Here is a 25,614-nt window from a genome sequence, read left to right as displayed (position 1 = left end):
CACCGGCCCTGCGCACGGGGTAATGGGGACCGGTGGCCGATCGGCAAGGGGATGCGGCGGGGGGCGGTCGGCGCGCGCGCTTTGGACAGGATCGAACTCGTCGTTCGCAGACAGCCAAAGGAGCTGACGACCAAAGGCGTTGCCCGCACCGGTGCTCCGTATCCCGGTCAGCCCAGCAGCCCGAGGAGGCGATGCGCCTGGCGGTCCGGGGTCCCCTGTGGGTTGCGTGGGTGGGCGGTGCGGCTGTCGGCGTCGAGCATGAGGAGCCACATCAGGGAGGTGAGGCGGCGGAGGTCGCGGAGCCGGGCGCGCTCGGGGCGGGTGAGGGGGAAGTGATCCAGGAGCGCATCGGCGTCGAGCCTGCTGTCGGCCCAGACCGATACGTGCTCGACGGTCTCGGCGAGTTCCTGGAGGCGGTCGGCGCGGCCGGCGCTCTCGAAGTCGACGAGCCGGACACGGCTGCCGTCCCAGAGGCAGTTGGCGAGATTGCCGTCGGCGTACCCGAGTACCGGTGCGGCCGGTTCTGCTGCCGCCAGGCTGTCCAGGGCGGCCGCACGGACCCAGCGCGCACCGGCGGCCAGGGCGGCGGCCAGGCTGTCGGACGGGCCGGGGCCGAGCGGACCGGTGGCGCCCCGGCCGGGGCCGGGCGGGCCCGCGGCGCACTGGGCGCGTATCGCCCTGAGGATCTCGCCCGGTACCCAGAGCCTCGGTGGCAGGGCGGCGATTTCGGCGCGCGGCACCGCCTCCTGGAAGCGGGTGAGGGCGCCGGCCAGCGAGGTGAGCCGCGCGGAGCCGACCGTCGTGCCGCGCAGTGGTGCGCCGGGGATGCGCGTCATCGTCACGGTGGGCGGGGCCGCCGTCCGCTCCAGAGGCACGGGGGCGAGCCGGGGCGCGTACCGAGCGAGGAGCGTGAGGGTCCGCCACTCACGTTCCGGCTCGCCGCGGTCCCAGGAGCGGAACCGCTTGACGACCGTGGTGGGGCCGATGCCGACCGTGTGGGTCGTCGTCAGGTCGGTCATCCGGTGGGCTCCCCGCTCCCCTCAGTCGCGGCAGGCGGCCAGTCGCGGCAGGCGGCGGTCAGCTCTCGGGGGCGGAGCCGTCCGCGATGCGCTCGTGGTGTCTGATCACTTCGGCGACGATGAAGTTGAGCAGCTTCTCGGCGAAGGCCGGGTCGAGCCTGGCGCTCTCGGCGAGGCTGCGCAGCCGGGCGATCTGGCGGGCCTCGCGGGCCGGGTCGGCGGGCGGGAGCTGGTTCTGCGCCTTGAGGAGGCCGACCTGCTGGGTGGCTTTGAAGCGCTCGGCGAGCATGTGGACGACGGCGGCGTCGATGTTGTCGATGGACCCGCGCAGGCGCTCCAGTTCGGCCTGTACGGACGGGGGTGTCTCGGTCATGGTCGTCGAGCTTACGTCGTGATCGTCGGCGGGTTGTCGGGGTCCGGTATCTGGTCACTCCAGCCGCCGGGCACGGTGTGTCCCTGCTGCTGGCGGAAGACGACGGGGGCCTTTCCGACCCGGCGGGTGAAGAGCCGGGAGAAGTACGCGGGGTCGTCGTAGCCCACTCTGCGGGCGACGGCGGCGACCGGCAGATCGGTGGCGGCGAGCAGTTCCTTGGCGCGGCCGAGGCGGATGCCCAGGAGGTAGTCCTTGGGGCTGCAGCCCGCGCCCTGCCGTACCGCGTTGCGCAGTTCGGCCGGGGTCATGCCGTGCCGGGCCGCGTGTTCGGCGACGGTCAGCGGCTGGAAGGCGTCGCGGGCGAGCGCCTGGAGGACGGGGGCGCCTTCGGCGTCGGTGTCGGCGCGGGCCCGGCGCAGCGCGACGAGCAGTTCGTGGACCGCGGCCCCGCTCTCCACTTCGAGCAGCGGGTTTCCGCGGCGCGCGGCGCGGACGATGCGCCCCACGGCGGCGCGTGCGCCCGCGACGTCGGTGAGCGGGACGACGGGCCGGTCGGGTTCGATGTAGCCGAGTTCGGTGTAGGTGGCGGTGGCGGGCCCGGTGAAGTCGACGAAGGACTCGTCCCAGCCGGTGGCCGGATCTGCTCCGTAGTGGTGGGTGACGCCGGGGGTGATCCAGATGAGTGCGGGTGCGGTGACGGTCGTACGGCGTCCGTCGGCGCCGCGGTACCAGCCGCTGCCCGCGCCGACGACGACGGCGACATGGTGGTCGAGCGTCCGCGGGCCGACCGCGGGCAGGGTGCCGTGCTGGAGGCCCACCCCGAGGCAGACCAGGCCGAGCTTGTGGTGGACGGAGCTCGGAGTGAAATAGCGCATCCAGGTGTGGTACATCCCTTTTCCGTCCTCCCTGTGCGGCCTGTCGCCCTCTGTCGCGTTCCGTGACGCTGCGCCTGCGTCCCGGCGGATGTGCTCCGTTGCGTCCAATGAGCGTTGATCTTTGTCCATGGACCGGGCCGCCGCCAGGGGTGAGAGTGTCGACGTGGCTGATTTCACTGTGGGTGACGAGGATTTCCTGATCGACGGGCGGCCGGTCCGGCTGCTGTCGGGGGCACTGCACTACTTCCGGGTGCACGAGGACCAGTGGGGCCACCGGCTGGCCATGCTCCGGGCCATGGGGCTCAACTCCGTGGAGACATACGTCCCGTGGAATCTGCACGAGCCCCAGCAGGGACGCTTCCATGATGTGCGGGCGCTCGGCCGGTTCCTGGACGCGGCGCACGAGGCCGGCCTGTGGGCGGTCGTCCGCCCGGGACCGTATATCTGCGCCGAGTGGGAGAACGGCGGGCTGCCGCACTGGCTGACCGGAGCGCTGGGGTCACGGGTGCGTACGCGTGACGCTGAGTACCTGCGCCAGGTGGACCGCTGGTTCCACCGGCTGCTGCGTGAGGTCGTCCCCCGGCAGATCGACAGGGGCGGCCCGGTGATCATGGTGCAGGTCGAGAACGAGTACGGCAGTTACGGATCCGACCAGGCCTATCTGCGCCATATGGCGGGGCTGCTCCGCACGCTCGGGGTGAGCGTGCCGCTGTTCACGTCGGACGGGCCCGAGGACCACATGCTGACCGGCGGTTCGGTCCCCGGGGTGCTGGCCACGGCCAACTTCGGCGCGGGCGCGCGCGAGGGCTTCGACGTGCTGCGCAGGCACCGGCCGAAGGGGCCGCTGATGTGCATGGAGTTCTGGTGCGGCTGGTTCGACCACTGGGGCGCCGAGCCCGTCGTACGGGATCCGGCGGACGCCGCGCGGGCGCTGCGGGAGATCCTGGAGTGCGGGGCCTCGGTGAATCTGTACATGGCGCACGGCGGGACGAACTTCGCCGGCTGGGCGGGCGCCAACCGCGCGGGTGAGCTGCACGACGGCGAGCTGCAGCCGACCGTGACCTCGTACGACTACGGCGCGCCCATCGACGAGTACGGGCGGCCGACCCCGAAGTTCTGGCTGTTCCGCGAGGTGCTGGCGGAGTACGCCGACGGTCCGCTGCCGGAACTGCCGCCGGCTCCCGCCGTGCTGGCGGCGCCCGTACGGGCCACGCTCCCGGAGTGGGTGCCGCTCGGCGGGGTGGTGGACGCGCTGGGCGGGCCCGAGCAGGTCACGGGGGCTCCGCCGTCGTTCGAGGAGCTGGATGTCGACCGGGGTCTGGTCCGCTACCGTCTGACGGTGCCGGGCCCGCGCCAGCCGTATCCGCTGACCGCGCCCGGACTGCGCGATGTGGCGCAGCTGTATGTCGACGGAGTCCGTACGGAGCTGGGCGCCCAGGTGGCGGGGCCCGCGTCGGTGGAGCTGTGGGTGGAGTCGCTGGGCCGGGTCAACTACGGCCCCCGGCTCGGTGAACCGAAGGGCCTGACGGGCGGGGTGCTGCACGAGCGGCAGTATCTGCACGGGGTGCGGGCGCGGGGGCTGCGGCTCGACGCGTTCGACGACGCGTCGGCGGTCGCGAAGCTGCCGTTCCGTGCGGTGCCGCCTGGTGGGCCGGATGCCGGGGCCCGGGGGCTGCACCGGGGGACGTTCGAGGTGAGCGGGGCCGGGGACGCGACGCTGGAACTGACCGGCTGGGTACGGGGGTTCGTCTGGGTGAACGGCTTCGGCCTGGGCCGCTACTGGTCGGCGGGGCCGCAGAGTTCGCTGTTCGTACCGGGCCCGGTGCTGCGCGAGGGCGAGAACGAGGTGTGGGTGCTGGAGCTCGCGGGCGCAGCGGCGGACGCGGGTGAGCCGGGGCTGGCGCTCCGCTGAGCCGGCCTGCCCCCACGCCTCGCCCCGGAAAGGCCCGGTCCTCCGAGGACCGGGCCTTCCCGCCGTGGGCACACCGCTCCGCTACACCTCGCGGACCTCGAAGGCGTCGAGCGCGAACTCGGCCACCCCGTCGTCGCCGACCTTGCGCAGCCCGACCCAGGCGTCGCCCCCGGCCGGCGCGGTGAACTCGTAGCTGAGCTCCGTCGGTTCGGTCGCGACGGGCAGCGCCTTGCGGTCCAGCTCACGCGCCGCGGGCTCGTCGACGCCGGTGATCCAGGCGTACTGGCCGGCCGTGTCGTTCTCGTACCGGAAGGAGACCCGGTACCGCTTGGACGGCTCGAAGCGGACGGTGTGCTGGACGGTCCGGTAGACCAGGCCGTCGTTCTCGCCGCGTGACTTGAGCGACTGGCCGCCGTCGATGACGTCGTCGATGGCCTTGCCGTTCCAGCCCCGCTGGGTGAACGGCGCGTGCCGCTGCCCGATGTGGGTCCGCGGGTCGGTCGAGCCGCCCGCGTCGCCCTTGACGAAGACACCCCAGCCCTGCGGGACGTTCTCGAAGTCCTCGAAGGCCAGGGCGCCCGCCTTCCGGGCGGGCTTCGCCCCGGCGATCCGCAGGTTGTCGAACCGCACCTGCGCGTCGCCCGCAGCGGCCCGCAGCGTGAGGTCGACCCGGCCGCCGCTCTCCGGCACGGTGAAGTACGTGAACATCCGCTGGAAGCGGGAGTCGTGCTTGCGGTCGGCCGCCACGTAGTTGCCCGCGCACGACGTGTCGGTCCAGTTGGCGGCGGTCACGCCGTCGGCGGTACGGATCTCCAGGGCGGCCCTGCGCCGCTCCCCCGCCTTCTTGCCGACCTCGACCTGCACCGATGCGACGTAGGTGCCGGCGGGCAGCCGTCCCAGGCGCTGGCCCACGGTGGTGGCCGCTCCGGCGCCGATCACCAGCTCGTAGTCGCCGATGGAGTTGCGTACGACGGAGGCCGTCCCCTCGGCCGGCGCGACCTGCCAGCCCTTCAGGGATCCGGAGTTGAAGCCGGGGTCGTAGACCGGGGTGCCCTGTCCCCACTGCGGTTCGGCGACTGCCTTCGCGCGGGAGCGGTACAGCACATAGGGCTGTCCCGCGGTGGCTTCCACGGTGACCTTGCCCGAGCGGACCGCCAGGTCACCGGCGTGCACCCGGCCCTGGTCGGTGAGCCGGTACAGCGCGACGCGCGAGGAGCCCGACCAGCCGCGCGGCAGCTGCCAGGTGGTGCTGCCGCCCTTCGGGTTGTAGTGGTAGAGCTTCTCCGGGTCGGTCGCCCTGCGGGGCTCCCAGGGCAGCAGATAGCTGCCGCCGGTGTAGACGACGCGCCCGTCGGTGGTGATGCGGCGGTTGCCGTCCGTGTCTCCGACGACGGTCCCGGTGGGGCCGAAGAAGGTGATCTCGTGCTCGGTCCACCGCTTGACCGGGTAGGCCTGGAGGTACTTCGCGGGCAGCGCCTCGGTCCAGATGATGTCGTAGAAGGCGTTCCAGTCGGTCTTGTTGACCCAGCCCTCGAAGTTGCCCATCCGCCCGGCGCCCAGCAGCGTGGGCCACTTGTTGGAGAAGACGTCCTTCTGGTGGTTGCGGATGAAGCGGATCAGCTGGGAGTTGATGCCGCGCGAGGTGTCGCCGCCGTAGTCGGTCTCGTTCGCCCAGTGCGACCAGACCGAGGAGCGCTCCAGGCCGTGGCCCCACTCGCTGCTGACCGTCCAGCCCTGCTCGCGCAGGGCGCGCTGGAGCCGGTCGCCGTTCCAGCCGGACTCCCGGAAGACGTCGAAGTAGATGGCGTTGAGCGCCGGGTGTGCGTCGTCGCGCAGGTCCTGCAGCCGCTTGATGATGTCGCCCGAGACCAGGTCACGCCGGGAGTCGATGCGGTAGGACTGATCGAGCCAGTCCCACTGCTTGTTGGTCTTGTCGACGAGCTTCTCGGAGAAGGCGTGGGCGACGGGGTACGACTCGGTGGCGTTGACGTGCACACTGAAGTCGCTGTTCCACTTGCTGCCCTCCTTGACGAGGGTGTTCATGTCGGCGAGGCCGCCGGCCCGCTCGTTGTAGTTGCCCGCGTAGTCGGGGTGGGCGGAGTCGTGGCCCTCCGACTGGTACCCCTTGAGCAGCGTGTACTGGCGCAGCCCGTCCGTGGCGAGCGAGATCCGCTTGACGTTGTCGAGCGTCGCGAGGAACGGGTTGGTGGCCTGCGAGGCGAAGTTGAACGGGATGTGCGGGACGACCCGCAGATGGGTGTCGTCCGCGCCGAGCGGGGTCACCATGATGTCGCGGAAGGCGATGGCCGCGTCCTGCCAGTCGACCACGCCGTCGCCGTTGCGGTCCCGGGTGAGGATGACGGTCGCGTACGGCAGCGGCTCGGTGGCGTCCACCGGCGAGGTGTCCGCGCGGTGGGTCCACTGGCCGCACGCCAGCTGCGCCTTGACATAGCCGTCCCGCTTGACGGTCTGCCGCCACATCCGGCCGTTCTCCCAGGTGGCGCCCGGGGTGTCGGCGGGCTTGTCGTAGACCGTGTTGGTCTCGACGGCCCCGCCGAGCCCGTCGTGCGCCACCACGGCGTACGCGCAGCCGACGGGCGCCGCGTCCGCGGCGCTGTCCGGTGCGACCTTCACCAGGGTGTCGCCGCTCTTGGCCTTGTCCAGGTCGAGCTTGGCGGCCAGCAGGGTGGCGCCGGGCTGGTCGCTGCGTACGGAGAGGAAGGCGAGGGCGGGGATCTCCAGCGTCCCGACGCGCAGCGCGGCGGTGTCCGCGATACGGGTGACCCGCCAGTCGGTCCGCCATCCGTCGACCCGGATCTCGACACCGATCTCGGTCCCGCCGTCGAAGGCGAGGGTGTACGCGATCCGGTCCCGGCCGGGCCCGGACGTCACCTTCGGGGTGTGCGGGGCCCCGTCGATGAGCACCGAGGTGACGGGGTCCTCCTGCCCGTGCAGCAACGCGCCCGTCCCGCGGTCGGTGTACGACACGATGCGCGGGAAGCCGCGGTCGACGCGTACATCGAGGGCTTCGGAACGCAGGACGGCCTCGGCTCCGCCCGCGGTCCCGGAGCCCGTGGCCGCCGCGTCGGCCGCGAAGGCGGACGGGGTGGCGAATGCCGCACCGACACCGGCCAGCGCGGTGGCGGCCACCACGGTCCTGCGGCTGGGCCCTCGGTCTTCTTCGTGCACGCTCGCTCCTCCATCGCGACGATCATCCGTGCACGTCACGATGGAGGGGCGGGGCGTGTGAGCCTATGGACAAAGGAGGGACAGGTCTTGGACTAAAGCGTTATCCGGCGCTTTGCCCCGGGCCTCCCGTCCATTCCTCCGGCCGGTTTGGCCGTTCTTTTACCCGGCTGGTGCGCCGGGCGCCCGCCGCGGCCTCAGTGCAGCGCGTCCGCGGCCGACTTGATGTCCGCCGAGAGGGCGGACACCTGGGCGTACACCCCCGGGTAGCCCCGCTCGGCGCAGCCCTGGCCGAAGCTCACGATCCCGACCTGGATCCAGTCGCCGTTGTCGTCCTTGCGGAACATCGGGCCGCCGGAGTCGCCCTGGCAGGTGTCGACTCCGCCCTTCTCGACGTCTCCGGCGCAGATCTCGTCGCCGGGGTTGAACTGCGCGCCGTACGCCTCTCCGCACTTCTCGTCGGAGACGTACGGGACGGTCGCCTGCCGCAGATAGCGCTGCTGGCCACCGTTCTCACTCATGGAGCCCCAGCCCGCGATGGTGAATGTTCCCTCGTCGTACTCCGTACTGGTGACGGTGGGCAGGGTCGGCAGGTCGAAGGGCGCGGCCAGTTTGACCAGCGCCCAGTCCTTGCCCTTGCCCGCGTAGCCGGGGGCCCGGACGACCTGGGTGGACTTGATGTGGACGGCTTTCGGGCCCTTGAGGTCGACCGAGCCCGCGGTGGCGGTGATCGAGGTGTTGGGCCCGGAGCCCGATACGCAGTGGGCCGCGGTGAGGACGATGTCCTTGGCGTAGAGGGCGCCGCCGCATCCCTGGGAGAGATGCACCATAAAGGGGTACTGGCCCTCCGCCACCCGGGTGCCTCCGACGACGGGTTCGGGGGCGGTGGCCGAGGCCGGGGCGGGCTGGAGGCTGAGGACGGCGAGTGCGGCGGCGCCGATGGCCGCGCATCGTCCGAAGGTGCGCACTGGCTGGTTCAACGGGCTTCCTCTCGTGGGAGCTGAGGGATCCTCAAGCCCGGTCCGGACAGGATCAGCAGGATCTGGTCCCCTCGTCCGGAATGGGCTGTTCCCACGACAATGGACGCTGTCCGGGGTTTCCGCCCGGCCGTAGAGTGGATGCGTGACGGACGACAGCGAGGTCGTACACGGATTTCCGCATCTGGAGACCGTGCAGGCGGCGATCACGGCACTGCACAGGCGCCTCTCGTACGACGGCGTCCTGAGCTACGCGCCGAGCGTCGCCCCCGCCGATGTCGCCTTCTCCGACCTGGACGATCTGCATCTGGGCGCGCAGCGGGTGGCCCGTGCGCTGGTCCACCAGCTGCGGCTGCCGGACGCCCGGATGATAGTGAGCTTCCGCGAGATGCAGCACGCGGCCGCGGTCGAACTGGCCGCGGGACCGGAGTACTTCATCGAGCTCAACAACCGTTTCCGTACCCACCGGGGCGACATCGGGGCGGCTCTCGCCCATGAGGTCACGCATGTGCTGCTGCACCGGCTCGGCCTCGGCTTCGCGGGGACCCGGGACAACGAGATCCTCACCGACACCGCGACGACCTACCTCGGGGCGGGCTGGCTGCTGCTCGACGCGTTCCGCGAGGACGAGCTGTCCAGCCAGAAGCTCGGCTATCTCACCCCTGAGGAGTTCGGGTACGTCCTGGCCAAGCGGGCGGTGCTCTTCGACGAGGACCCGTCGGTCTGGTTCACCAGCCCGCAGGCGTACACGGCGTACACGAAGGGGCGGGCCCGGGCCGGCCAGGACAGCAGCCGCCCGCCGCTGACCGCCGCGGGGTGGGCCGGGCGCCGCGCCTATGCCAAGCACCGCAGGTACGCGCAGGAGCACGGCGGCCGCTCCGCCCCTGGCCTGCCGTACGCCTTCGAGGAGGCGGCGGACGGACTGCGCGTCAGTTTCGCCTGCCCGACCTGCCATCAGCGGATCCGGGTGCCGGTCCGGGGCCGGGTGCGGGCCCGCTGCGGGCTCTGCCGCACGGTCCTGAACTGCGACACCTAGCTATGGGCCGTGCGGATGGGTCAGGCCGGGCTCGCGGGGCCCGGCATCCGGTTCGTGACACCAGAGGAGCCATCTTCATGCGCGCAGAGACCAAGCACGCACTGGTCAGGCCGCTCCAGCGGTATCTGATCAACCCGCCGGTCCGGCTGCTGCTGCGGTTCGGGGCCGCGCCCGGCTACGCGCTGCTGGAAACGCGCGGGCGGGTCACCGGGCAGATCCGCACCACCCCGGTCGGCGAGGGCAGGGACGGGGCGGTGTTCTGGATCGTCGCGGAACACGGCACGCACGCCGGTTACGTCCGCAACATCCGGAACTGCCCGGACGTGCGGGTCCTTCTCCGCACGGGGAGGCGCTCCGTCTGGGTGCCGGGGACAGCCCAGCTGCTCCCCGACGACGACCCGTACGCACGGCAGCGCACCCTCGCCAGGGGGCATCCGCTGCGCGCGCTGAACGCGGCGGTCGTCCGGGCGATGGGGACGGAACTGCTGACGGTCCGTATCGACCTGCACCCCCCGCACTGACGCCCCCGAACTGACGCCGGGCCCGCTCCGCGGAGCGGAAGGGGCCCGGGTCTCCAGTGCTGCGGCCGTCAGGCGGCGGCCCTGCGGCCGCCCTGGCCACCACGGCCCTGACCGCTGCCACGGCCGGCGCCGCCACGGCTCTGACCGCCCTGACCGGCGCCCTGGCCACCGCTCTGGCCCTGGCCGCCACGGCCCTGACCGCCACGACGGCCGCGGCCACCACGGCCCTGACCGGCCGGAGCGGCAGCCCCGGACGCGGGCCTGCTGGGCCGGGAGCGCCGCTGCGGCGCGGTGGCCTGCTGCGGTACGTCGATGACGATCGCCACACCCGAGGGCTCCTGCGCCCCGGTGATCCGGGTGAGCTCCTCGTCGCTGGACCTGACCCGGGCGGTCCTGGGCGTGATGCCCGCGTCCGACATCAGCCGGGTCATCTCGCGCTTCTGCTCCGGGAGTACGAGCGTGACGACACTGCCCGACTCGCCCGCCCTGGCGGTGCGCCCGCCGCGGTGGACGTAGTCCTTGTGGTCGGTGGGCGGGTCCACGTTCACGACCAGGTCGAGGTCGTCGATGTGGATGCCGCGCGCCGCGACGTTGGTCGCGACCAACGCGGTGACCTGGCCGTTCTTGAACTGGTCAAGGGTGCGATTGCGCTGCGGCTGGGAGCGGCCGCCGTGCAGCCCGCCCGCCCGTACACCGCTGGCCAGCAGCCGCTTCACCAGGCGGTCGACGGACCGCTTGGTGTCCAGGAAGAGGATCACCCGGCCGTCACGGGCCGCGATGCGCGTGGTGACGGCCTTCTTGTCGGTCTCGTCGGCGACGTAGAGCACGTGGTGGTCCATCGTGGTCACCGCGCCCGCCGACGGGTCGACCGAGTGCACGACCGGGTCGGTCAGGAACATCTTGACCAGCCGGTCGATGTTCTTGTCCAGGGTCGCCGAGAACAGCATCCGCTGACCGCCCGGCTCGACCTGCTTGAGCAGTGCGGTGACCTGCGGCATGAAGCCCATGTCGGCCATCTGGTCGGCCTCGTCGAGCACGGTGATGCCGACCTGGTCGAGGCGGCAGTCGCCGCGCTCGATGAGGTCCTTGAGCCGCCCCGGGGTGGCGACCAGGATCTCGGCGCCGCGCCGCAGCGCGCCGGACTGCTTGGAGATCGACATGCCGCCGACGACGGTGGTCAGCCGCAGCTGGACCGAGGTGGCGTACGGCGTCAGCGCGTCGGTGACCTGCTGCGCGAGCTCGCGGGTGGGCACCAGCACGAGGGCCAGCGGCGCCTTCGGCTCGGCGCGGCGGCCCGCGACCCGGGCCAGCATCGCGAGCCCGAACGCGAGGGTCTTGCCGGAGCCGGTCCGTCCGCGGCCCAGCAGGTCGCGGCCCGCGAGGGAGTTCGGCAGGGTGGCTGCCTGGATCGGGAAGGGGTCGGTCACACCCTGGGCCGCGAGGGTCTTCAGGAGTGCGGCGGGCATGTCCAGCTCGGCGAAGGCCTCGACGGCGGGCAGCGCGGGGGTGATGGTGTCCGGCAGCGTGAACTCGGCAGGCCTGGGAGCTGCCTTGCGGGCCGGAGACTTTGCGGGGGCCTTGCCTCGGCCCCTCGGCGGACTGGTGCGTGCGGGGCGTGCCGGGCGTTCAGCGGAGCGGGTCATGCGGTTCAAGCCTTCCTGCCGGATGTAGGACAGCACAAACCGGGACCCGCACCTTGGAGGTGCGGGCCCCGGTCAGCGAGGTACGCGTCCGACAATTAGGCCGGGACGATGTTCTCCGCCTGCGGGCCCTTCTGGCCCTGCGTGACGTCGAAGGAGACCTTCTGGCCCTCCTGGAGCTCACGGAAGCCCTGGGTGGCGATGTTCGAGTAGTGGGCGAAGACGTCGGCGCCGCCGCCGTCCTGCTCGATGAAGCCGAAGCCCTTTTCCGAGTTGAACCACTTCACGGTACCGGTGGCCATAACATTCTCCTCAACAGGTGCAGTGCCGGAAATTCGCACTTTACGAATTCCGCGTCGCCGCATTGAACCCCATCCGGAGAAAGCCGGAAAACAATAATGCGCCTGTCGGAGCATTCCCGTCAGGCGCACATAAAGTTCATGGGTACCAAAACTGCAACAACGTCAGCCTAGCACGCTTGTCGCCCGGATGTCTGGACCCAACGGGACCCGAATGATCTCCGTGCACCCCTCCGACCGGTGGTTCCGCCCCGAACAGGACCCGGCAGCCGGTCAACTCGCCTGGGCGGAAAGAGCAGTTGCCCGGCGGACGGACCCGCCCCGGAAGCCGGCGGAAGGCGGGACGATCCCCCGAGGACGAACCGGAAGGATGAGAGAGTCCCCGCACTGTTCGATTGACGTTCACCTGCGCCCGTGGTGTCCGGGACGCCCCCTCCCCGTACGGGGCGCGGCGGCCCGCAGCCTAGGATTCCGGGCATGATCGCCGAATTGCAGTGCATAGTGCTGGACTGCCCCGACCCCGCAGACCTGGCCGCGTTCTACCGGGCGGTCCTCGGCGGCAGCGTCGACCGGCCCGACCCCCGCTGGGCGCTCAGCTCCGACTGGTCCACGCTGCACACCGCGTCCGGTCTGGTGCTGGCCTTCCAGCGCGCCGAGAACCACCGCGCACCGGCCTGGCCGGACCCGACCCGGCCCCAGCAGTTCCATCTGGACTTCAGCGTGCCCGACCTCGACCGGGCGGAGGTCGAGGTGCTCGACGCGGGCGCCCATCTGCTCGACGACAGCGCGCCGGGCTGGCGTATCTACGCGGACCCCGCGGGGCACCCCTTCTGCCTGGTCCGCCACTGACGCAGGAGCGGGACGACCGGGCCACTGCCGGCGGAGCGCGGCCGGTCAGCCCCTGGACCGCTCGGCGGTGCTCCGCTCGACGCAGAACTCGTTGCCCTCGATGTCGGCCAGCGTCGCCCACCCCCGGCCGTCGGGCCTGCGGTGGTCCTCGACGAGCGTGGCGCCGAGCGTCAGCAGCCGTTCGACCTCCTCCTCCCGGGTGCGGTCCGTCGGCTGGAGGTCCAGATGCAAGCGGTTCTTGAGCTGCTTGGGCTCGGGCACCTGGATGAAGAGCAGGCCGAAACCGGTGGCCTGGATCAGCGCCTCGGGATCGCCCGGCTTGTCATCGTCGGCGAGCGGGATGTCGAGGACCTTGGCCCAGAAACTGCCGAGCTCGTAGGCGTTGGCGCAGTCGACCGTCACATGGCGTACGAATGAAGTCATGATCGCATCATGCCTCAACACGCGTGCCAGGCAAGGGAATTCAGGCGCTCCGCGCTCTGCTGCGCAGGGTGACGAGGGCGGTGTGGCCGTCGGCCCGCAGCACACCGGGTGACTCACCGGTCACCACCGCGGCGTCGTACGGCCCCAGGACGGCGCCGGCGTCCTCCAGGGCCGCGGTCCCGTCCAGCGCGACGACCAGCACGGTGGCGTCCGGCGGGACGCCGACGGTGAGTCTGCCCCGTACGACCGAGGTGAGCGCTTCGGTGAGGGTGTCGCGGTACATCACGTTGAAGTTCACGACGGGGCCGTCGAGCAGCCGTCCGTGCGTCGCCGCGTCGCCGGCGAAGCGGTGCGGCACGAACCGCTTGTCCGCCCGCAGCGGGACTCCCCCGGCCGTCAGCTCCATCCCCGCGCCGTCCACCACCGTCAGCACCCTGGTGACCTCGGGGAAGACGGAGAACGGCCCGTCGGCGCCGACATCCGCCAGGCTCACCCGCCAGGCGAAGGTGTCCATCCCGGCGCCCTCGGGCCCGGCGGCGATCTCACGGGTGACCCCGCCGCCGTTCTTCCAGGGCGCGGCGGCCCGGCCGGCGGCCCGCAGTATCCGTACGGTCATGCCCGCACCGCCCCCGGCCGCGCCTGCGCCCGCCGGTCCGCCCGCTGATCCATCCGCTGGTCCGCTCTCTCGTGGCCGTGTCGTCCGCCGCCTCGTCCCGAAGGCTGCTGAAGGCCGCTGGACGCGCCACGGCGCCCACCCAGTGTCCGGTCGGGGACAAGGCAGGCGCCGTGTTCAGTTCCGCACCCCATTGTGCGGGACGTTCCGGTGGAGCCGTCAGACCGTCAGTGCCCGGTCCGTCGGCTTGATCGGGGCGTGCAGCTCGCTGGCGCCCGTGAGGAAACGGTCCACGCCGCGCGCCGCCGAGCGGCCCTCGGCGATCGCCCAGACGATCAGCGACTGGCCGCGGCCCGCGTCACCAGCAACGTACACGCCGGGCACATTGGTCGCGTAGTCGGCATCACGGGCGATGTTGCCGCGGGCGTCGAGTTCGAGGCCGAACTGCTGGACGAGGCCGTTGGCCTGGTCGGTGCCGGTGAAGCCCATGGCCAGGGTGACCAGCTCGGCGGGGATCCGGCGCTCGGTGCCGGGCTGCTGCTCCAGCTTGCCGTCCTTGAACTCCACCTCGACGAGGTGCAGGTACTTGACGTTTCCGACCGTCTCCCCCTCCTCGGGCTCGGAGCCCTCGAAGTGCGTGGTCGAGACGGCGTAGATGCGCTCGCCGCCCTCCTCGTGCGCGGAGGTGACCTTGTAGAGCATCGGGAAGGTCGGCCAGGGCTGGCCCGGGTTCCGCTCGTCGCCGGGCCGGGGCATGATCTCCAGCTGGGTCACCGACTTGGCGCCCTGGCGGTGGGCGGTACCCACGCAGTCGGCGCCGGTGTCGCCGCCGCCGATGACCACGACGTGCTTGCCCTCGGCGGTGATCGGGGCCACCGTGAGGTCGCCCTCCTGCACCTTGTTGGCGAGCGGCAGGTACTCCATGGCGAAGTGGATGCCGTTCAGCTCGCGCCCCGGTACGGGCAGGTCGCGGGAGACCGTCGCACCGGCCGCGATGACCACCGCGTCGTACCTGCGGCGGAGCTTCGCCGCGTCGATGTCGCGGCCGATCTCCGTCTCGGTGCGGAACTTGGTGCCCTCGGCGCGCATCTGCTCGATACGCCGGTTGATGTGGGACTTCTCCATCTTGAACGCGGGGATGCCGTACCGGAGCAGTCCCCCGATGCGGTCCGCGCGCTCGTAGACGGCGACCGTGTGCCCGGCGCGGGTCAGCTGCTGGGCGGCGGCGAGTCCCGCCGGACCCGATCCGATGACCGCGACCGTCTTGCCGGAGAGCCGCTCGGGCGGCTGCGGGGTGACGTCACCGCTGTCCCACGCCTTGTCGATGATCGAGACTTCGACGTTCTTGATGGTGACGGCGGGCTGGTTGATGCCGAGGACACACGCCGACTCACAGGGCGCCGGGCAGAGGCGCCCGGTGAACTCCGGGAAGTTGTTGGTGGCGTGCAGCCGCTCGGATGCCGCCGACCAGTCCTCGCGGTACGCGTAGTCGTTCCACTCGGGGATGAGGTTCCCCAGCGGACAGCCGTTGTGGCAGAACGGGATACCGCAGTCCATGCAGCGGCCGGCCTGCTTGCTGATGATCGGCAGCAGGGATCCGGGAACGTAGACCTCGTTCCAGTCCTTCACCCGCTCCTCGACGGGGCGGGTCTGCGCGACCTCGCGGTCCGTTGTCAGAAAGCCCTTGGGGTCAGCCATTGGTCGCCGCCTCCATCATCTTCTCGGTGGTCTCGTTCTCGGAGAGACCTGCCAGCTCAGCGGCGTCCTTGGCGGCGAGCACTGCCTTGTAGGTGGTCGGGATGATCTTGCTGAAGCGGTCCGCCGACGTGTCCCAGTCGGCCAGCAGCTTCTCGGCCACGGTGGAGCCGGTCTCCTCCTGGTGGCGGCGCACGACGTCGTGCAGCCACTGCTTGTCGGTGTCGTCGACGGGCTCGACCGCGCCGGTGTTGCCGGCGTTGACGTTGTCGCGGTCCAGGTCGATGACGTACGCGACACCGCCCGACATACCGGCGGCGAAGTTCCGGCCGGTCTCGCCGATGACCACGGCGTGCCCGCCGGTCATGTACTCGCAGCCGTGGTCGCCCACGCCTTCCGAGACGACCGTCGCGCCGGAGTTGCGGACGCAGAACCGCTCGCCGGTGCGGCCGCGCAGGAACAGCTCGCCTCCGGTGGCGCCGTAGGCGATGGTGTTGCCCGCGATGGTGGAGTACTCGGCGAGGTGCTCGGCGCCGCGGTCCGGGCGGACGACGACCCGGCCGCCGGAGAGGCCCTTGCCGACGTAGTCGTTGGCGTCGCCCTCCAGCCGGAGCGTGACCCCGCGCGGGACGAAGGCGCCGAAGGACTGGCCTGCGGAGCCGGTGAAGGTGATGTCGATGGTGTCGTCGGGCAGGCCCGCGCCACCGAACTTCCTCGTCACCTCGTGGCCGAGCATGGTGCCGACGGTCCGGTTGATGTTCCGGATGGCGACCTGCGCGCGGACCGGCTGGGCGGCCTCGGCGGAGTCGGCGGCCAGCGCGTCGGCCGCCAGCTTGATCAGCTGGTTGTCGAGCGCCTTCTCCAGGCCGTGGTCCTGCTCGGCGGTGCGGTGGCGCGCCGAGCCGGCGGGCAGTTCCGGAACGTGGAAGAGCGGGTTGAGGTCGAGCCCCTGTGCCTTCCAGTGGTTCACGGCCCGCTCGGTGTCGAGCAGCTCGGCGTGGCCGACGGCCTCTTCGAGCGTACGGAAGCCCAGCTCGGCGAGGAGCTCGCGGACCTCTTCGGCGATGAACCGGAAGAAGTTGACGATGTACTCGGCCTTGCCGGAGAAGCGCTCGCGCAGCACCGGGTTCTGGGTGGCGATGCCGACCGGGCAGGTGTCGAGGTGGCAGACGCGCATCATGACGCAGCCGGAGACGACGAGCGGCGCGGTCGCGAAACCGAACTCCTCGGCGCCGAGCAGCGCTGCGATGATGACGTCTCGGCCGGTCTTCAGCTGGCCGTCGGTCTGTACGACGATGCGGTCGCGCAGGCCGTTGAGCAGCAGCGTCTGCTGGGTTTCGGCGAGGCCGAGCTCCCAGGGGCCGCCCGCGTGCTTCAGCGAGGTGAGCGGAGAGGCCCCGGTGCCGCCGTCGTGTCCTGAGATGAGGACGACGTCCGCGTGCGCCTTGGAGACACCCGCGGCGACCGTGCCGACACCGACCTCGGAGACCAGCTTCACATGGATGCGGGCCGCCGGGTTGGCGTTCTTGAGGTCGTGGATCAGCTGGGCGAGGTCCTCGATGGAGTAGATGTCGTGGTGCGGCGGCGGCGAGATGAGGCCGACGCCCGGCGTCGAGTGACGCGTCTTGGCGACCCACGGGTAGACCTTGTGACCGGGCAGCTGGCCGCCCTCGCCGGGCTTGGCGCCCTGCGCCATCTTGATCTGGATGTCGTCCGCGTTGACCAGGTACTCGCTGGTCACGCCGAAGCGGCCGGAGGCGACCTGCTTGATGGACGAGCGGCGCGCCGGGTCGTACAGCCGGTCGGCGTCCTCGCCGCCCTCACCGGTGTTGGACTTGCCGCCCAGCTGGTTCATGGCGATGGCGAGGGTCTCGTGCGCCTCCTTGGAGATGGAGCCGTACGACATGGCGCCGGTGGAGAAGCGCTTGACGATCTCGGATGCGGGCTCCACCTCGTCGAGCGGGACCGGTGTGCGGCCGGTGGCGAAGCCGAACAGGCCGCGCAGCGTCATCAGCCGCTCGGACTGCTCGTTGACCCGGTCCGTGTACTTCTTGAAGATGTCGTACCGGCCGGAGCGCGCGGCGTGCTGGAGGCGGAAGACCGTGTCCGGGTCGAAGAGGTGCGGCTCGCCCTCGCGGCGCCACTGGTACTCGCCGCCGATCTCCAGCTTGCGGTGCGAGGCGGAGATGCCGGACGGGGGGTACGCCTTGGCGTGCCGGGCGGCGACCTCGGTGGCGACGACGTCGAGTCCGGCGCCGCCGATCTTGGTCGCGGTGCCGTTGAAGTACGTGTCGACGAAGGACTGGTCGAGTCCGACGGCCTCGAAGACCTGCGCGCCCCGGTAGGAGGCCACGGTCGAGATGCCCATCTTGGACATGACCTTCAGGACACCCTTGCCCAGGGCGTAGATCAGGTTGCGGATGGCCTGCTCGGGCTCCAGGCCCTCGATGAAGGTGCCGGCGCGGACCAGGTCCTCGACGGACTCCATGGCGAGGTACGGGTTGACGGCGGCGGCGCCGTACCCGATGAGCAGGGCGATGTGGTGCACCTCGCGTACGTCACCGGCCTCGACAAGGAGACCCACCTGGGTGCGCTGCTTGGTGCGGATGAGGTGGTGGTGGACGGCCGATGTGAGCAGCAGCGAGGGGATCGGGGCGTGCTCGGCGTCGGAGTGCCGGTCGGAGAGGACGATCAGCCGGGCACCCGCCTCGATGGCGGCCTCGGTCTCGTCGCAGATGTCCTTGAGCCGGGCGGCGAGGGCCTCGCCGCCGCCGCCGACCCGGTAGAGACCGGCGAGCGTCGCGGCCTTCATCCCCGGCATGTCGCCGTCGGCGTTGATGTGTATGAGCTTGGCCAGCTCGTCGTTGTCGATCACCGGGAAGGGCAGCGTGACGCTGCGGCAGGCGGCCGCTGTGGGTTCCAGGATGTTGCCCGCGGGCCCGAGTGTGGAGCGCAGCGAGGTGACGAGCTCCTCGCGGATGGCGTCCAGCGGCGGGTTGGTGACCTGTGCGAAGAGCTGGGTGAAGTAGTCGAAGAGCAGCCGGGGGCGCGCGGAGAGCGCGGCGATCGGAGAGTCCGTGCCCATGGAGCCGAGCGGCTCGCCCGAGGTGCGGGCCATGGGCGCGAGGATGACGCGCAGCTCCTCCTCGGTGTAGCCGAAGGTCTGCTGGCGGCGGGTGACCGAGGCGTGGGTGTGCACGATGTGCTCGCGCTCGGGGAGGTCCTCCAGCTCGATCTCGCCGCTCTCCAGCCACTCCTCGTACGGCTGCTCGGCGGCGAGGCCGGCCTTGATCTCGTCGTCCTCGATGATGCGGTGCTCGGCGGTGTCCACGAGGAACATCCGGCCGGGCTGCAGGCGGCCCTTGCGGACCACCTTCGCGGGGTCGATGTCCAGGACGCCGACCTCGGAGGAGAGGACGACGAGGCCGTCGTCGGTCACCCAGTAGCGGCCGGGGCGCAGACCGTTGCGGTCGAGGACCGCGCCGACCTGGGTGCCGTCGGTGAAGGTGACGCAGGCGGGGCCGTCCCAGGGCTCCATCATCGTCGCGTGGTACTGGTAGAAGGCCCGGCGTGCCGGGTCCATCGTCTCGTGGTTCTCCCACGCCTCGGGGACCATCATCAGCACGGAGTGCGGGAGCGAGCGGCCACCGAGGTGCAGGAGCTCCAGGACCTCGTCGAAGGAGGCGGAGTCCGAGGCGTCGGGGGTGCAGAGGGGGAAGATCCGGTCCAGCTTCTGCGGTCCGAAGAGGTCGGACGCGAGCTGGGACTCGCGGGCCTTCATCCAGTTGCGGTTGCCCTTGACCGTGTTGATCTCGCCGTTGTGCGCGACGAAGCGGTACGGGTGGGCGAGCGGCCAGCTCGGGAAGGTGTTGGTCGAGAAGCGCGAGTGCACCAGGGCGATTGCGGTGGCGAAGCGGCGGTCGGAGAGGTCCGGGAAGAACGGCTCCAGCTGCCCCGTCGTGAGCATGCCCTTGTAGACGATCGTGCGGGCGGAGAGCGAGGGGAAGTAGACCCCGGCCTCGCGCTCGGCGCGCTTGCGCAGGACGAAGGCCTTGCGGTCGAGCGCGATGCCCGTGGCGGGGGCGTCCTGACCCTGCGGCGCGTCCGCGACGAAGAGCTGGCGGAACTCGGGCATGGTGGCGCGGGCGCCGCTGCCCAGCAGGTCCGGGGTGACCGGGACCTCGCGCCAGCCGAGGACGGTGAGGCCTTCATCGGCGGCCAGCGTCTCGATCCGCGAGACGGCGGCGGGGCTGTCGTCGAGCGGCAGGAAGCCGATGCCGACGGCGTACGCGCCCGCTTCGGGGAGCTCGAATCCGGTGGCCTCACGCAGGAAGGCGTCGGGCACCTGGAGCAGGATTCCCGCTCCGTCGCCGGAGTCCGGCTCTGATCCGGTGGCGCCGCGGTGTTCGAGATTGCGCAGTACGGTCAGCGCCTGCTCGACCAGCTCGTGGCTGGCCACGCCGGTAAGAGTGGCCACGAACCCGACACCGCAGGCGTCGTGTTCGTTGCTGGGGTCGTACATCCCCTGCGGGGCGGGGCGACCCTCCATGGGCGACCAGGCGTGGATGCGCATCGGCTCTCCCGTCGTCGTCGTGGCATATGCAAGTGCATAGGGACGACGTTGGCCCTCTGCGAAATTTTGAGCAGGTTACATGATGGAATGCTTCTCGAAAAGCGGATGTTTCATTCCAGCATGCGGACACCGCAGAGCGGTGGAGGCGGGGGCGACACGGCCGGGATCGGCGTCCGTGGACCCGGAACGGAGCAGGCGGCGTTGCCTGCGGCGTTCCCGCCTTATGCCCGGTGGCCCGGCACTCAAAACCGCCGGGTAACCGATACCTATGACACTCAATGCATAATGCCTCACTCCGCCGGGCCGGCGGAGTGAGGCATGTGACGGCCCGGGGGCCTCTCGGGCCCGTCTCTCAGCCCGTCTCTCGGCCCATCTCTCTCAGCCCGCCCGTCAGCCCACGGCGGTGCCGAACAGCGCGCCCAGCGCGTAGGTGATCCCGGCCGCCGCCCCTCCCAGCGCCAGCTGCCGGAGCCCGCTGTACCACCAGGAGCGCGCGGTGACCCGCGCCACCACGGCGCCGCAGCCGAAGAGACCGATCAGGGCCAGCAGCAGGGCGGGCCACAGTGCGGTGGCGCCGAGCAGATACGGAAGCAGCGGGAGCAGCGCGCCCAGCGCGAAGGCACCGAAGGACGACAGCGCGGCGACCAGCGGGGACGGGAGGTCGTCCGGGTCGATGCCCAGTTCCTCCCTGGCATGGATCTCCAGCGCCTGCTCGGGGTCCCTGGAGAGCTGCTCGGCGACCGCGGCCGCCAGCTGGGGCTCCACCCCGCGCGACACGTAGAGCGCCGCGAGCTCCTTCATCTCGTCCAGCGGGTGCTTGCGCAACTCCCCCCGCTCGACTTCGAGTTCGGCCTGGACGAGCTCGCGCTGCGAGGCGACCGACGTGTACTCGCCTGCGGCCATCGAGAAGGCCCCGGCCGCCAGCCCCACCAGTCCTGTGATCACGATGGTGCGGTGCGAGACATCGCCGCCCGCGACCCCGGTCATCAGCGCGAGGTTGGAGACCAGTCCGTCCATCGCACCGAAGACGGCGGGGCGCAGCCAGCCGCCGTTGACGTCCCGGTGGGTGTGGTTGTCGCGGTGCGCCTCATGCAGCGCCGCCTCGTTCTCCATGATGGACATCGGTCCCCGCCCTCTCTCTTGCGTCAGCGCCCCCGTTCCGCGCAGCGGACCCGGGAACACAGTCGAAAGTACGCACGAAAAATGGCTCTCGCCAGCAAGGAAGGCCGTACTTACCAGGGGTGCGAAGGGCCGGGACCAGCCCGGATGCGACCTTCCGGGAACTCCGAAGAGACGTGGATCACACGACAGGCGCATTGACGTCCCGGAACCGGGTCCCCAGTATCTGTAAACGTTTCCAGTTGCTGGAAACGTTTACAGCTCGCACTTCCCACCACGTCACGGATGCACAGGGGGCAGGCATGCCGCAGAACGGGACACCGACCATCGTGTCGATCGCCCAGCGCGCCGGGGTGTCCATCGCGTCCGTCTCCCGGGTGCTCAACGGTGTCGGCGCACGCCCCGACACCGTCTCCCGGGTCGAGCGCGCGGTCGCGGAGCTCGGTTACGTACCGAACGCCGTGGCCCGCTCGCTCAAGGGCGGCAGGACCCGGCAGCTGACCTTCGCGATGGAGGACATCGGCAACCCCGTGTACGTGGCGATGGTCCGCGGGATCCAGTCCGTCACCCGGGCCGCCGGATACCGGCTGCTGCTGCACTCCACCGACGCGGTCGTGGAGGACGAGCTCGCCGCGATCCGCAGTCTGGGCGACCGCACCAGCGACGGGCTGATCCTCTGCCCCATCCGCATCACCGGCGCCTACGCGAAGGTGCTCAGCTCGGCGGCGGCCCCGGTCGTGATCATCGGCTCACTGCCCGAGAACGTCCCGGTCGACAGCGTGCGCGCCGACTCCGTGCGCGGCGTCGGGCTCGCCGTACGCCATCTGTACGGCACGGGGCGGCGCAGGATCGCCTTCATCAACGGCCCGCTCGACACGGTGCCGGGACGCAACCGCGCGACCGGCTACCGCAAGGCCCTCGAAGAGCTGGGCCTCCCCTACGACGAGGCGCTCGTGGTGAGCACCGACTTCGCCACCGAGTCCGGCGCCGCTGCGGCCGAGCGGCTGCTCGCCGCCTCCCCCGACGCGCTGTTCTGCGCCAACGACCAGCTGGCGGTCGGCGCGGTCCGCACCCTGCACTCGCGCGGGCTGCGCATCCCCGACGACATCGCCGTGGCGGGGATGGACGACAGCACCCTGGCCCAGGCCGCCTGGCCGCCGCTGACCAGCGTCGACCTGGGCTCCGTCGAGCGCGGCAGGCGGGCGGCCGGACTGCTGCTCGCCCGGCTCGGCCAGGGCGCGGCCCCCGAAGCCCCGCAGCACAGCACCGCCGTACCCCGCCTCGTCGTACGCGCCTCCACCGCGCCGGCGACCGACCTGGAGAACCCGAGGTCCGTATGAGTCTCACCGCAGCCCGTGGCAAAGACGCCGCGGGCCACCGGGGCACCCCACCGCCCCGCACCCCCGACCAGCGCAAACGGGCGCTCGGTCTGGACCGGGGGGCCTGGTTCCTGCTGGCGCCCGCCCTGATACCGATCCTGGTGCTCAGCGTGGGGCCGCTGCTGTACGGCTTCTCGCTCGCCTTCACCGACTCGCAGGCCGGGCGCACCACGTCGACGCAGTTCACCGGCCTCGCCAACTTCGGCGATCTGCTGCACGACTCGCTGTTCTGGGAGTCGTTCCGGATCGGCATCGTGTGGGCCGTCAGCGTCACCGTGCTGCAGTTCGCGACGGCCATGGGCCTCGCTCTGCTGCTCAACGAGAACCTGCGCTTCCGCTGGCTGGCCCGCACGCTCGCGCTGGTCCCGTGGGCGATGCCCGAGGTGGTCGTCGGGATCATGTGGCGGCTCGTGTACCACCCGGACGCGGGCATCCTCAACAAGACGCTCACGCAGCTGCACCTGATCAGCGACAACGTCGACTGGCTGACCAGCCTCTCGGTGGCGCTCCCGGCCGTGATCGTCGTCGGTGTGTGGGCGGGGATGCCGCAGACCACCGTGGTGCTGCTGGCCGGGCTGCAGAACGTGCCGGTGGAGCTGAAGGAGGCCGCGCAGCTCGACGGCGCCGGGCTGTGGCGCCGCTTCGCCACCGTGACCTGGCCCGCCATCAGGCCGGTGGTGGTCGCGGTGACCGCGCTGAACTTCATCTGGAACTTCAACTCGTTCGGTCTGGTCTATGTGCTGACCCAGGGCGGACCCGGCGGCAAGACCCGGCTGCCGATGCTCTTCTCGTACGAAGAGGCCTTCAAGTACGGCCAGTTCGGCTACGCGGCCGCGATGGGCCTGGTGATGGTCGCCCTCATCGCGGTGTTCCTCACCGTGTTCCTGCGCAAGAAGCTCAAGGAGGAGGCGGCATGAGTGTCCCCGCACGGCTCCGCGCCCGCCGGACGGCCGGCCGCACCGGTCAGTACCTGGCCCTCCTGTGCTACCTGGTCTTCCTGGCGTTCCCGCTGGTGTGGCTGGTGTCCACCGCGTTCAAGTCCCCCCGGGAACTGGGGTCCATCAGCCCGACCTGGCTCCCCCGGCACCCGACCCTGGACAACTTCAGGGCCGCCTTCGACGCGCAGCCGCTGCTGCACTCCGCGCTCAACAGTCTGATCGTGGCGGGCAGCGCGACGGTCATCTCGGTCGCGCTCGCGGTGCCCGCCGCGTACGCGCTGGTCCGCTTCCGCAGCCGGATGTCCACGGTGGCCAACGGCTGGGTGCTGGTCAGCCAGATGTTCCCGTTCGTACTGATCATCATCCCGCTGTTCCTGGTGCTGAAGAACCTGCACCTGATCAATTCGCTCGCCGGTCTGATCGCGGTGTACGTGGTCTGGAACCTGCCGTTCTCGCTCTGGATGCTCCAGGGGTACGTCAAGGCCGTCCCGGTCACGCTGGAGGAGGCCGCGGCCGTCGACGGCGCCGGGCGGCTGCGGACCCTGGTCAGCGTGGTCTTCCCGCTGCTCACCCCGGGTCTGGTCGCGACGGCGATGTTCACCTTCGTCACCGCCTGGAACGAGTTCTTCTTCGCCCTCGTGCTGCTCAAGTCCCCGGAGAACCAGACGATGTCCGTGATCCTGACCCGTTTCCTCGGCGCCGAGGGCGTCGCCGACCTGGGGCCGCTCGCCGCGGCCTCCGTCGTCGCCACCATCCCCAGCCTGCTCTTCTTCGCGCTGCTTCAGCGCAGGCTGGTCGGCGGGATGCTCGCAGGGGCGGTGAAGGGCTGATGCGCACCCGTACCCGGATCCGTACCGCGGTGACGGCGCTGGCCGCCGCTGCCGGGCTGGTCCTCGTCACCGGCTGCGGCCAGGGCAGCAGCGACAGCTCATCCGGCCGTGTCACGCTCCAATTCCTCAGCCTGGCCTGGCAGAAGGACTCCGTGGCCGCCAACAGGGCACTGGTCGCGCAGTGGAACAGGCAGCACCCCGATGTGCAGGTCAAGTACGTGCAGGGCAGCTGGGAGGGGATCCACGACCAGCTGCTCACCTCCTTCGAGGGCGGCCAGGCGCCGGACATCATCCATGACGACGCGTCGGACCTCACGGACTTCGCGTACGGCGGCTACCTCGCCGACATCCGCGGGATGCTGCCCGCGTCGCTGCGGAAGGACATCCCCCGGCAGTCGTGGGACATGGCCACCTTCGGCAAGGGGATCTACGGCGTGCCGTTCCTCCAGGAGCCGCGCGTCATGGTCGCGAACACCAGGCTGCTCAAGGCGTCGGGCGTACGGATCCCGACCGTCGCCCACCCCTGGAACTGGCGGGAGTTCGAGCAGGCCGCCAAGAAGCTGACGGTCCGGGGGCCGGGCGGGAGGACCCGGCAGTACGGCGTCGCCTGGTCGATGAAGGAGCCGGTGAGCCAGTCCGTCAACAGCTCCGCGTCCACCGGCGGGCAGATCTTCAAAAAGGCGGACGGCAAGAACAAGGTGAGCTTCGACGCCGCCGACTCGGCGGTGTCCCAGGTCATCAACCGGCAGATCAACCAGGACCACACCGCCCCCAAAAGCAGCCTGGGCATGGGCGGTTCGGACACCCTGCCCGGGTTCTTCGCCGGCAAGTACGCCATGGTGCCGCTGAACTTCTCCTTCCGGCAGCAGGTCCAGCAGCAGGCGCCGAAGGGCTTCGGCTGGACGGTCCTGCCGATGCCGGCGGGAAGCGGACCGCGCGGCAGCTCGCAGGGGGTCGTGCCGCAGACCCTGTCGGTCTCGCAGGACTCCCGGCACAAACAGGCGGCGGTCGACTTCATCTCCTTCCTCGCTCAGGGCAAGAACGCCGCGCGTCTCGCCCTCGGCGACTGGCTGCTGCCCGACAGCCGCTCGGCGCTGCAGGACCCGGCGCTGCGCACCCCCGAGAACGGCTGGCGCACCGGCAGCGAGATGGCCGGCGCCCTGGTCCCCTCCCCCGTACTCGGGGTGCGCGGTTACGCCGAGTGGAAGGACAAGATCGCCACCCCCGCCTTCCAGGAGTACTACAACGGCTCGATCGGTCTGAGCTCGCTGCGCTCCAAGCTGACCGGCGACGGCCAGCGGGTCCTCGACCGGTACCAGCGCTGACGCCTCCCGCGCCCGCGCCCGCACAACCCCAG

Annotated in this window: 20 protein-coding genes; 8 read left to right on the top strand and 12 right to left on the bottom strand. The window is 71.0% G+C overall.

What is annotated here, in order from left to right; translation table 11 throughout:
* Nucleotides 1-167: 167 nt before the first annotated feature.
* The 3 genes from OG210_RS24895 to OG210_RS24885 are packed head-to-tail and all read right to left on the bottom strand — an operon-like array spanning nt 168 to nt 2,282.
* Nucleotides 168-1,019 carry a phosphotransferase gene (locus OG210_RS24895; protein WP_328325534.1) on the bottom strand — a complete coding sequence of 284 codons (852 nt, stop codon included), beginning with the start codon at nt 1,017-1,019 and terminating at the stop codon, nt 168-170.
* A 58-nt stretch (nt 1,020-1,077) separates the two neighbouring features.
* Nucleotides 1,078-1,392, bottom strand: coding sequence for a chorismate mutase (locus tag OG210_RS24890; RefSeq protein ID WP_328325535.1), 315 nt, complete (start codon nt 1,390-1,392; stop codon nt 1,078-1,080).
* An 11-nt stretch (nt 1,393-1,403) separates the two neighbouring features.
* On the bottom strand, nt 1,404-2,282 hold the full coding sequence (locus OG210_RS24885) for an AraC family transcriptional regulator (protein WP_328325536.1): 879 nt from the start codon (nt 2,280-2,282) through the stop codon (nt 1,404-1,406).
* Between the two features lie 148 nt (nt 2,283-2,430).
* On the opposite strand from OG210_RS24885, the gene OG210_RS24880 reads away from it, so the two are divergent.
* On the top strand, nt 2,431-4,179 hold the full coding sequence (locus OG210_RS24880; RefSeq protein WP_371538752.1) for a beta-galactosidase family protein: 1,749 nt from the start codon (nt 2,431-2,433) through the stop codon (nt 4,177-4,179).
* Nucleotides 4,180-4,260: 81 nt separating this feature from the next.
* On the opposite strand, the gene OG210_RS24875 is transcribed toward OG210_RS24880, so the two are convergent.
* Together OG210_RS24875 and OG210_RS24870 are read right to left on the bottom strand one after the other, a co-directional pair.
* Nucleotides 4,261-7,368: an endo-alpha-N-acetylgalactosaminidase family protein gene (locus tag OG210_RS24875; RefSeq protein ID WP_371538749.1), complete on the bottom strand. Its 3,108-nt coding sequence runs from the start codon at nt 7,366-7,368 to the stop codon at nt 4,261-4,263.
* A gap of 194 nt (nt 7,369-7,562) precedes the next feature.
* On the bottom strand, nt 7,563-8,345 hold the full coding sequence (locus OG210_RS24870) for a serine protease (RefSeq protein WP_328325539.1): 783 nt from the start codon (nt 8,343-8,345) through the stop codon (nt 7,563-7,565).
* A 142-nt stretch (nt 8,346-8,487) separates the two neighbouring features.
* On the opposite strand from OG210_RS24870, the gene OG210_RS24865 reads away from it, so the two are divergent.
* Nucleotides 8,488-9,378, top strand: coding sequence for a hypothetical protein (locus OG210_RS24865; RefSeq protein WP_328325540.1), 891 nt, complete (start codon nt 8,488-8,490; stop codon nt 9,376-9,378).
* A gap of 77 nt (nt 9,379-9,455) precedes the next feature.
* A complete protein-coding gene (locus tag OG210_RS24860; RefSeq protein ID WP_371538745.1) occupies nt 9,456-9,899 on the top strand; it encodes a nitroreductase/quinone reductase family protein in 444 nt (147 codons plus the stop codon).
* A 68-nt stretch (nt 9,900-9,967) separates the two neighbouring features.
* Here OG210_RS24860 and OG210_RS24855 read toward each other — a convergent pair whose 3' ends face one another.
* Nucleotides 9,968-11,542, bottom strand: a complete 1,575-nt coding sequence (locus OG210_RS24855; RefSeq protein WP_328325542.1) for a DEAD/DEAH box helicase — start codon at nt 11,540-11,542, stop codon at nt 9,968-9,970.
* Between the two features lie 95 nt (nt 11,543-11,637).
* Nucleotides 11,638-11,841, bottom strand: coding sequence for a cold-shock protein (locus tag OG210_RS24850; RefSeq protein ID WP_015607926.1), 204 nt, complete (start codon nt 11,839-11,841; stop codon nt 11,638-11,640).
* 474 nt (nt 11,842-12,315) lie between these two features.
* Here OG210_RS24850 and OG210_RS24845 point away from each other — a divergent pair, with 474 nt between their 5' ends.
* Complete coding sequence (locus OG210_RS24845) at nt 12,316-12,687, top strand: VOC family protein (protein WP_328325543.1); 372 nt, start codon at nt 12,316-12,318, stop codon at nt 12,685-12,687.
* Nucleotides 12,688-12,732: 45 nt separating this feature from the next.
* Here the strand turns inward: OG210_RS24845 and OG210_RS24840 are convergent, their stop codons facing one another.
* The 5 genes from OG210_RS24840 to OG210_RS24820 all read right to left on the bottom strand — a co-directional run bounded on the left by OG210_RS24840 (nt 12,733) and on the right by OG210_RS24820 (nt 21,113).
* Entirely contained in the window at nt 12,733-13,110 is a 378-nt protein-coding gene (locus tag OG210_RS24840; protein WP_327298203.1) for a VOC family protein, read from the bottom strand.
* 40 nt (nt 13,111-13,150) lie between these two features.
* Nucleotides 13,151-13,726 carry a HutD family protein gene (locus tag OG210_RS24835; protein ID WP_328325544.1) on the bottom strand — a complete coding sequence of 192 codons (576 nt, stop codon included), beginning with the start codon at nt 13,724-13,726 and terminating at the stop codon, nt 13,151-13,153.
* A gap of 216 nt (nt 13,727-13,942) precedes the next feature.
* Nucleotides 13,943-15,421: a glutamate synthase subunit beta gene (locus OG210_RS24830; protein WP_328325545.1), complete on the bottom strand. Its 1,479-nt coding sequence runs from the start codon at nt 15,419-15,421 to the stop codon at nt 13,943-13,945.
* Nucleotides 15,414-19,991: a glutamate synthase large subunit gene (gene gltB / locus OG210_RS24825; RefSeq protein WP_371538736.1), complete on the bottom strand. Its 4,578-nt coding sequence runs from the start codon at nt 19,989-19,991 to the stop codon at nt 15,414-15,416. Before gltB ends, OG210_RS24830 begins: the two co-directional genes overlap by 8 nt.
* A 390-nt stretch (nt 19,992-20,381) precedes the next feature.
* On the bottom strand, nt 20,382-21,113 hold the full coding sequence (locus OG210_RS24820; RefSeq protein ID WP_328325547.1) for a VIT1/CCC1 transporter family protein: 732 nt from the start codon (nt 21,111-21,113) through the stop codon (nt 20,382-20,384).
* A gap of 299 nt (nt 21,114-21,412) precedes the next feature.
* On the opposite strand from OG210_RS24820, the gene OG210_RS24815 reads away from it, so the two are divergent.
* From OG210_RS24815 to OG210_RS24800, 4 genes are read left to right on the top strand one after another with little or no spacing between them, the layout of a single operon-like run.
* Entirely contained in the window at nt 21,413-22,450 is a 1,038-nt protein-coding gene (locus tag OG210_RS24815; protein WP_328325548.1) for a LacI family DNA-binding transcriptional regulator, read from the top strand.
* Nucleotides 22,447-23,406, top strand: a complete 960-nt coding sequence (locus tag OG210_RS24810) for a sugar ABC transporter permease (protein ID WP_328325549.1) — start codon at nt 22,447-22,449, stop codon at nt 23,404-23,406. Before OG210_RS24815 ends, OG210_RS24810 begins: the two co-directional genes overlap by 4 nt.
* On the top strand, nt 23,403-24,257 hold the full coding sequence (locus OG210_RS24805) for a carbohydrate ABC transporter permease (RefSeq protein WP_328325550.1): 855 nt from the start codon (nt 23,403-23,405) through the stop codon (nt 24,255-24,257). The genes OG210_RS24810 and OG210_RS24805 overlap by 4 nt, the downstream gene beginning before the upstream one ends.
* Nucleotides 24,257-25,582 carry a sugar ABC transporter substrate-binding protein gene (locus OG210_RS24800; protein ID WP_371538732.1) on the top strand — a complete coding sequence of 442 codons (1,326 nt, stop codon included), beginning with the start codon at nt 24,257-24,259 and terminating at the stop codon, nt 25,580-25,582. The genes OG210_RS24805 and OG210_RS24800 overlap by 1 nt, the downstream gene beginning before the upstream one ends.
* The last annotated feature ends 32 nt before the right edge of the window (nt 25,583-25,614 follow it).

The sequence above is a fragment of the Streptomyces sp. NBC_00466 genome (genome assembly GCF_041433995.1).
Classification (GTDB): Bacteria; Actinomycetota; Actinomycetes; order Streptomycetales; family Streptomycetaceae; genus Streptomyces.
The sequence above is the reverse complement of the archived record's forward strand: the minus strand, read 5'-3'. Positions and strand labels throughout refer to the sequence as shown.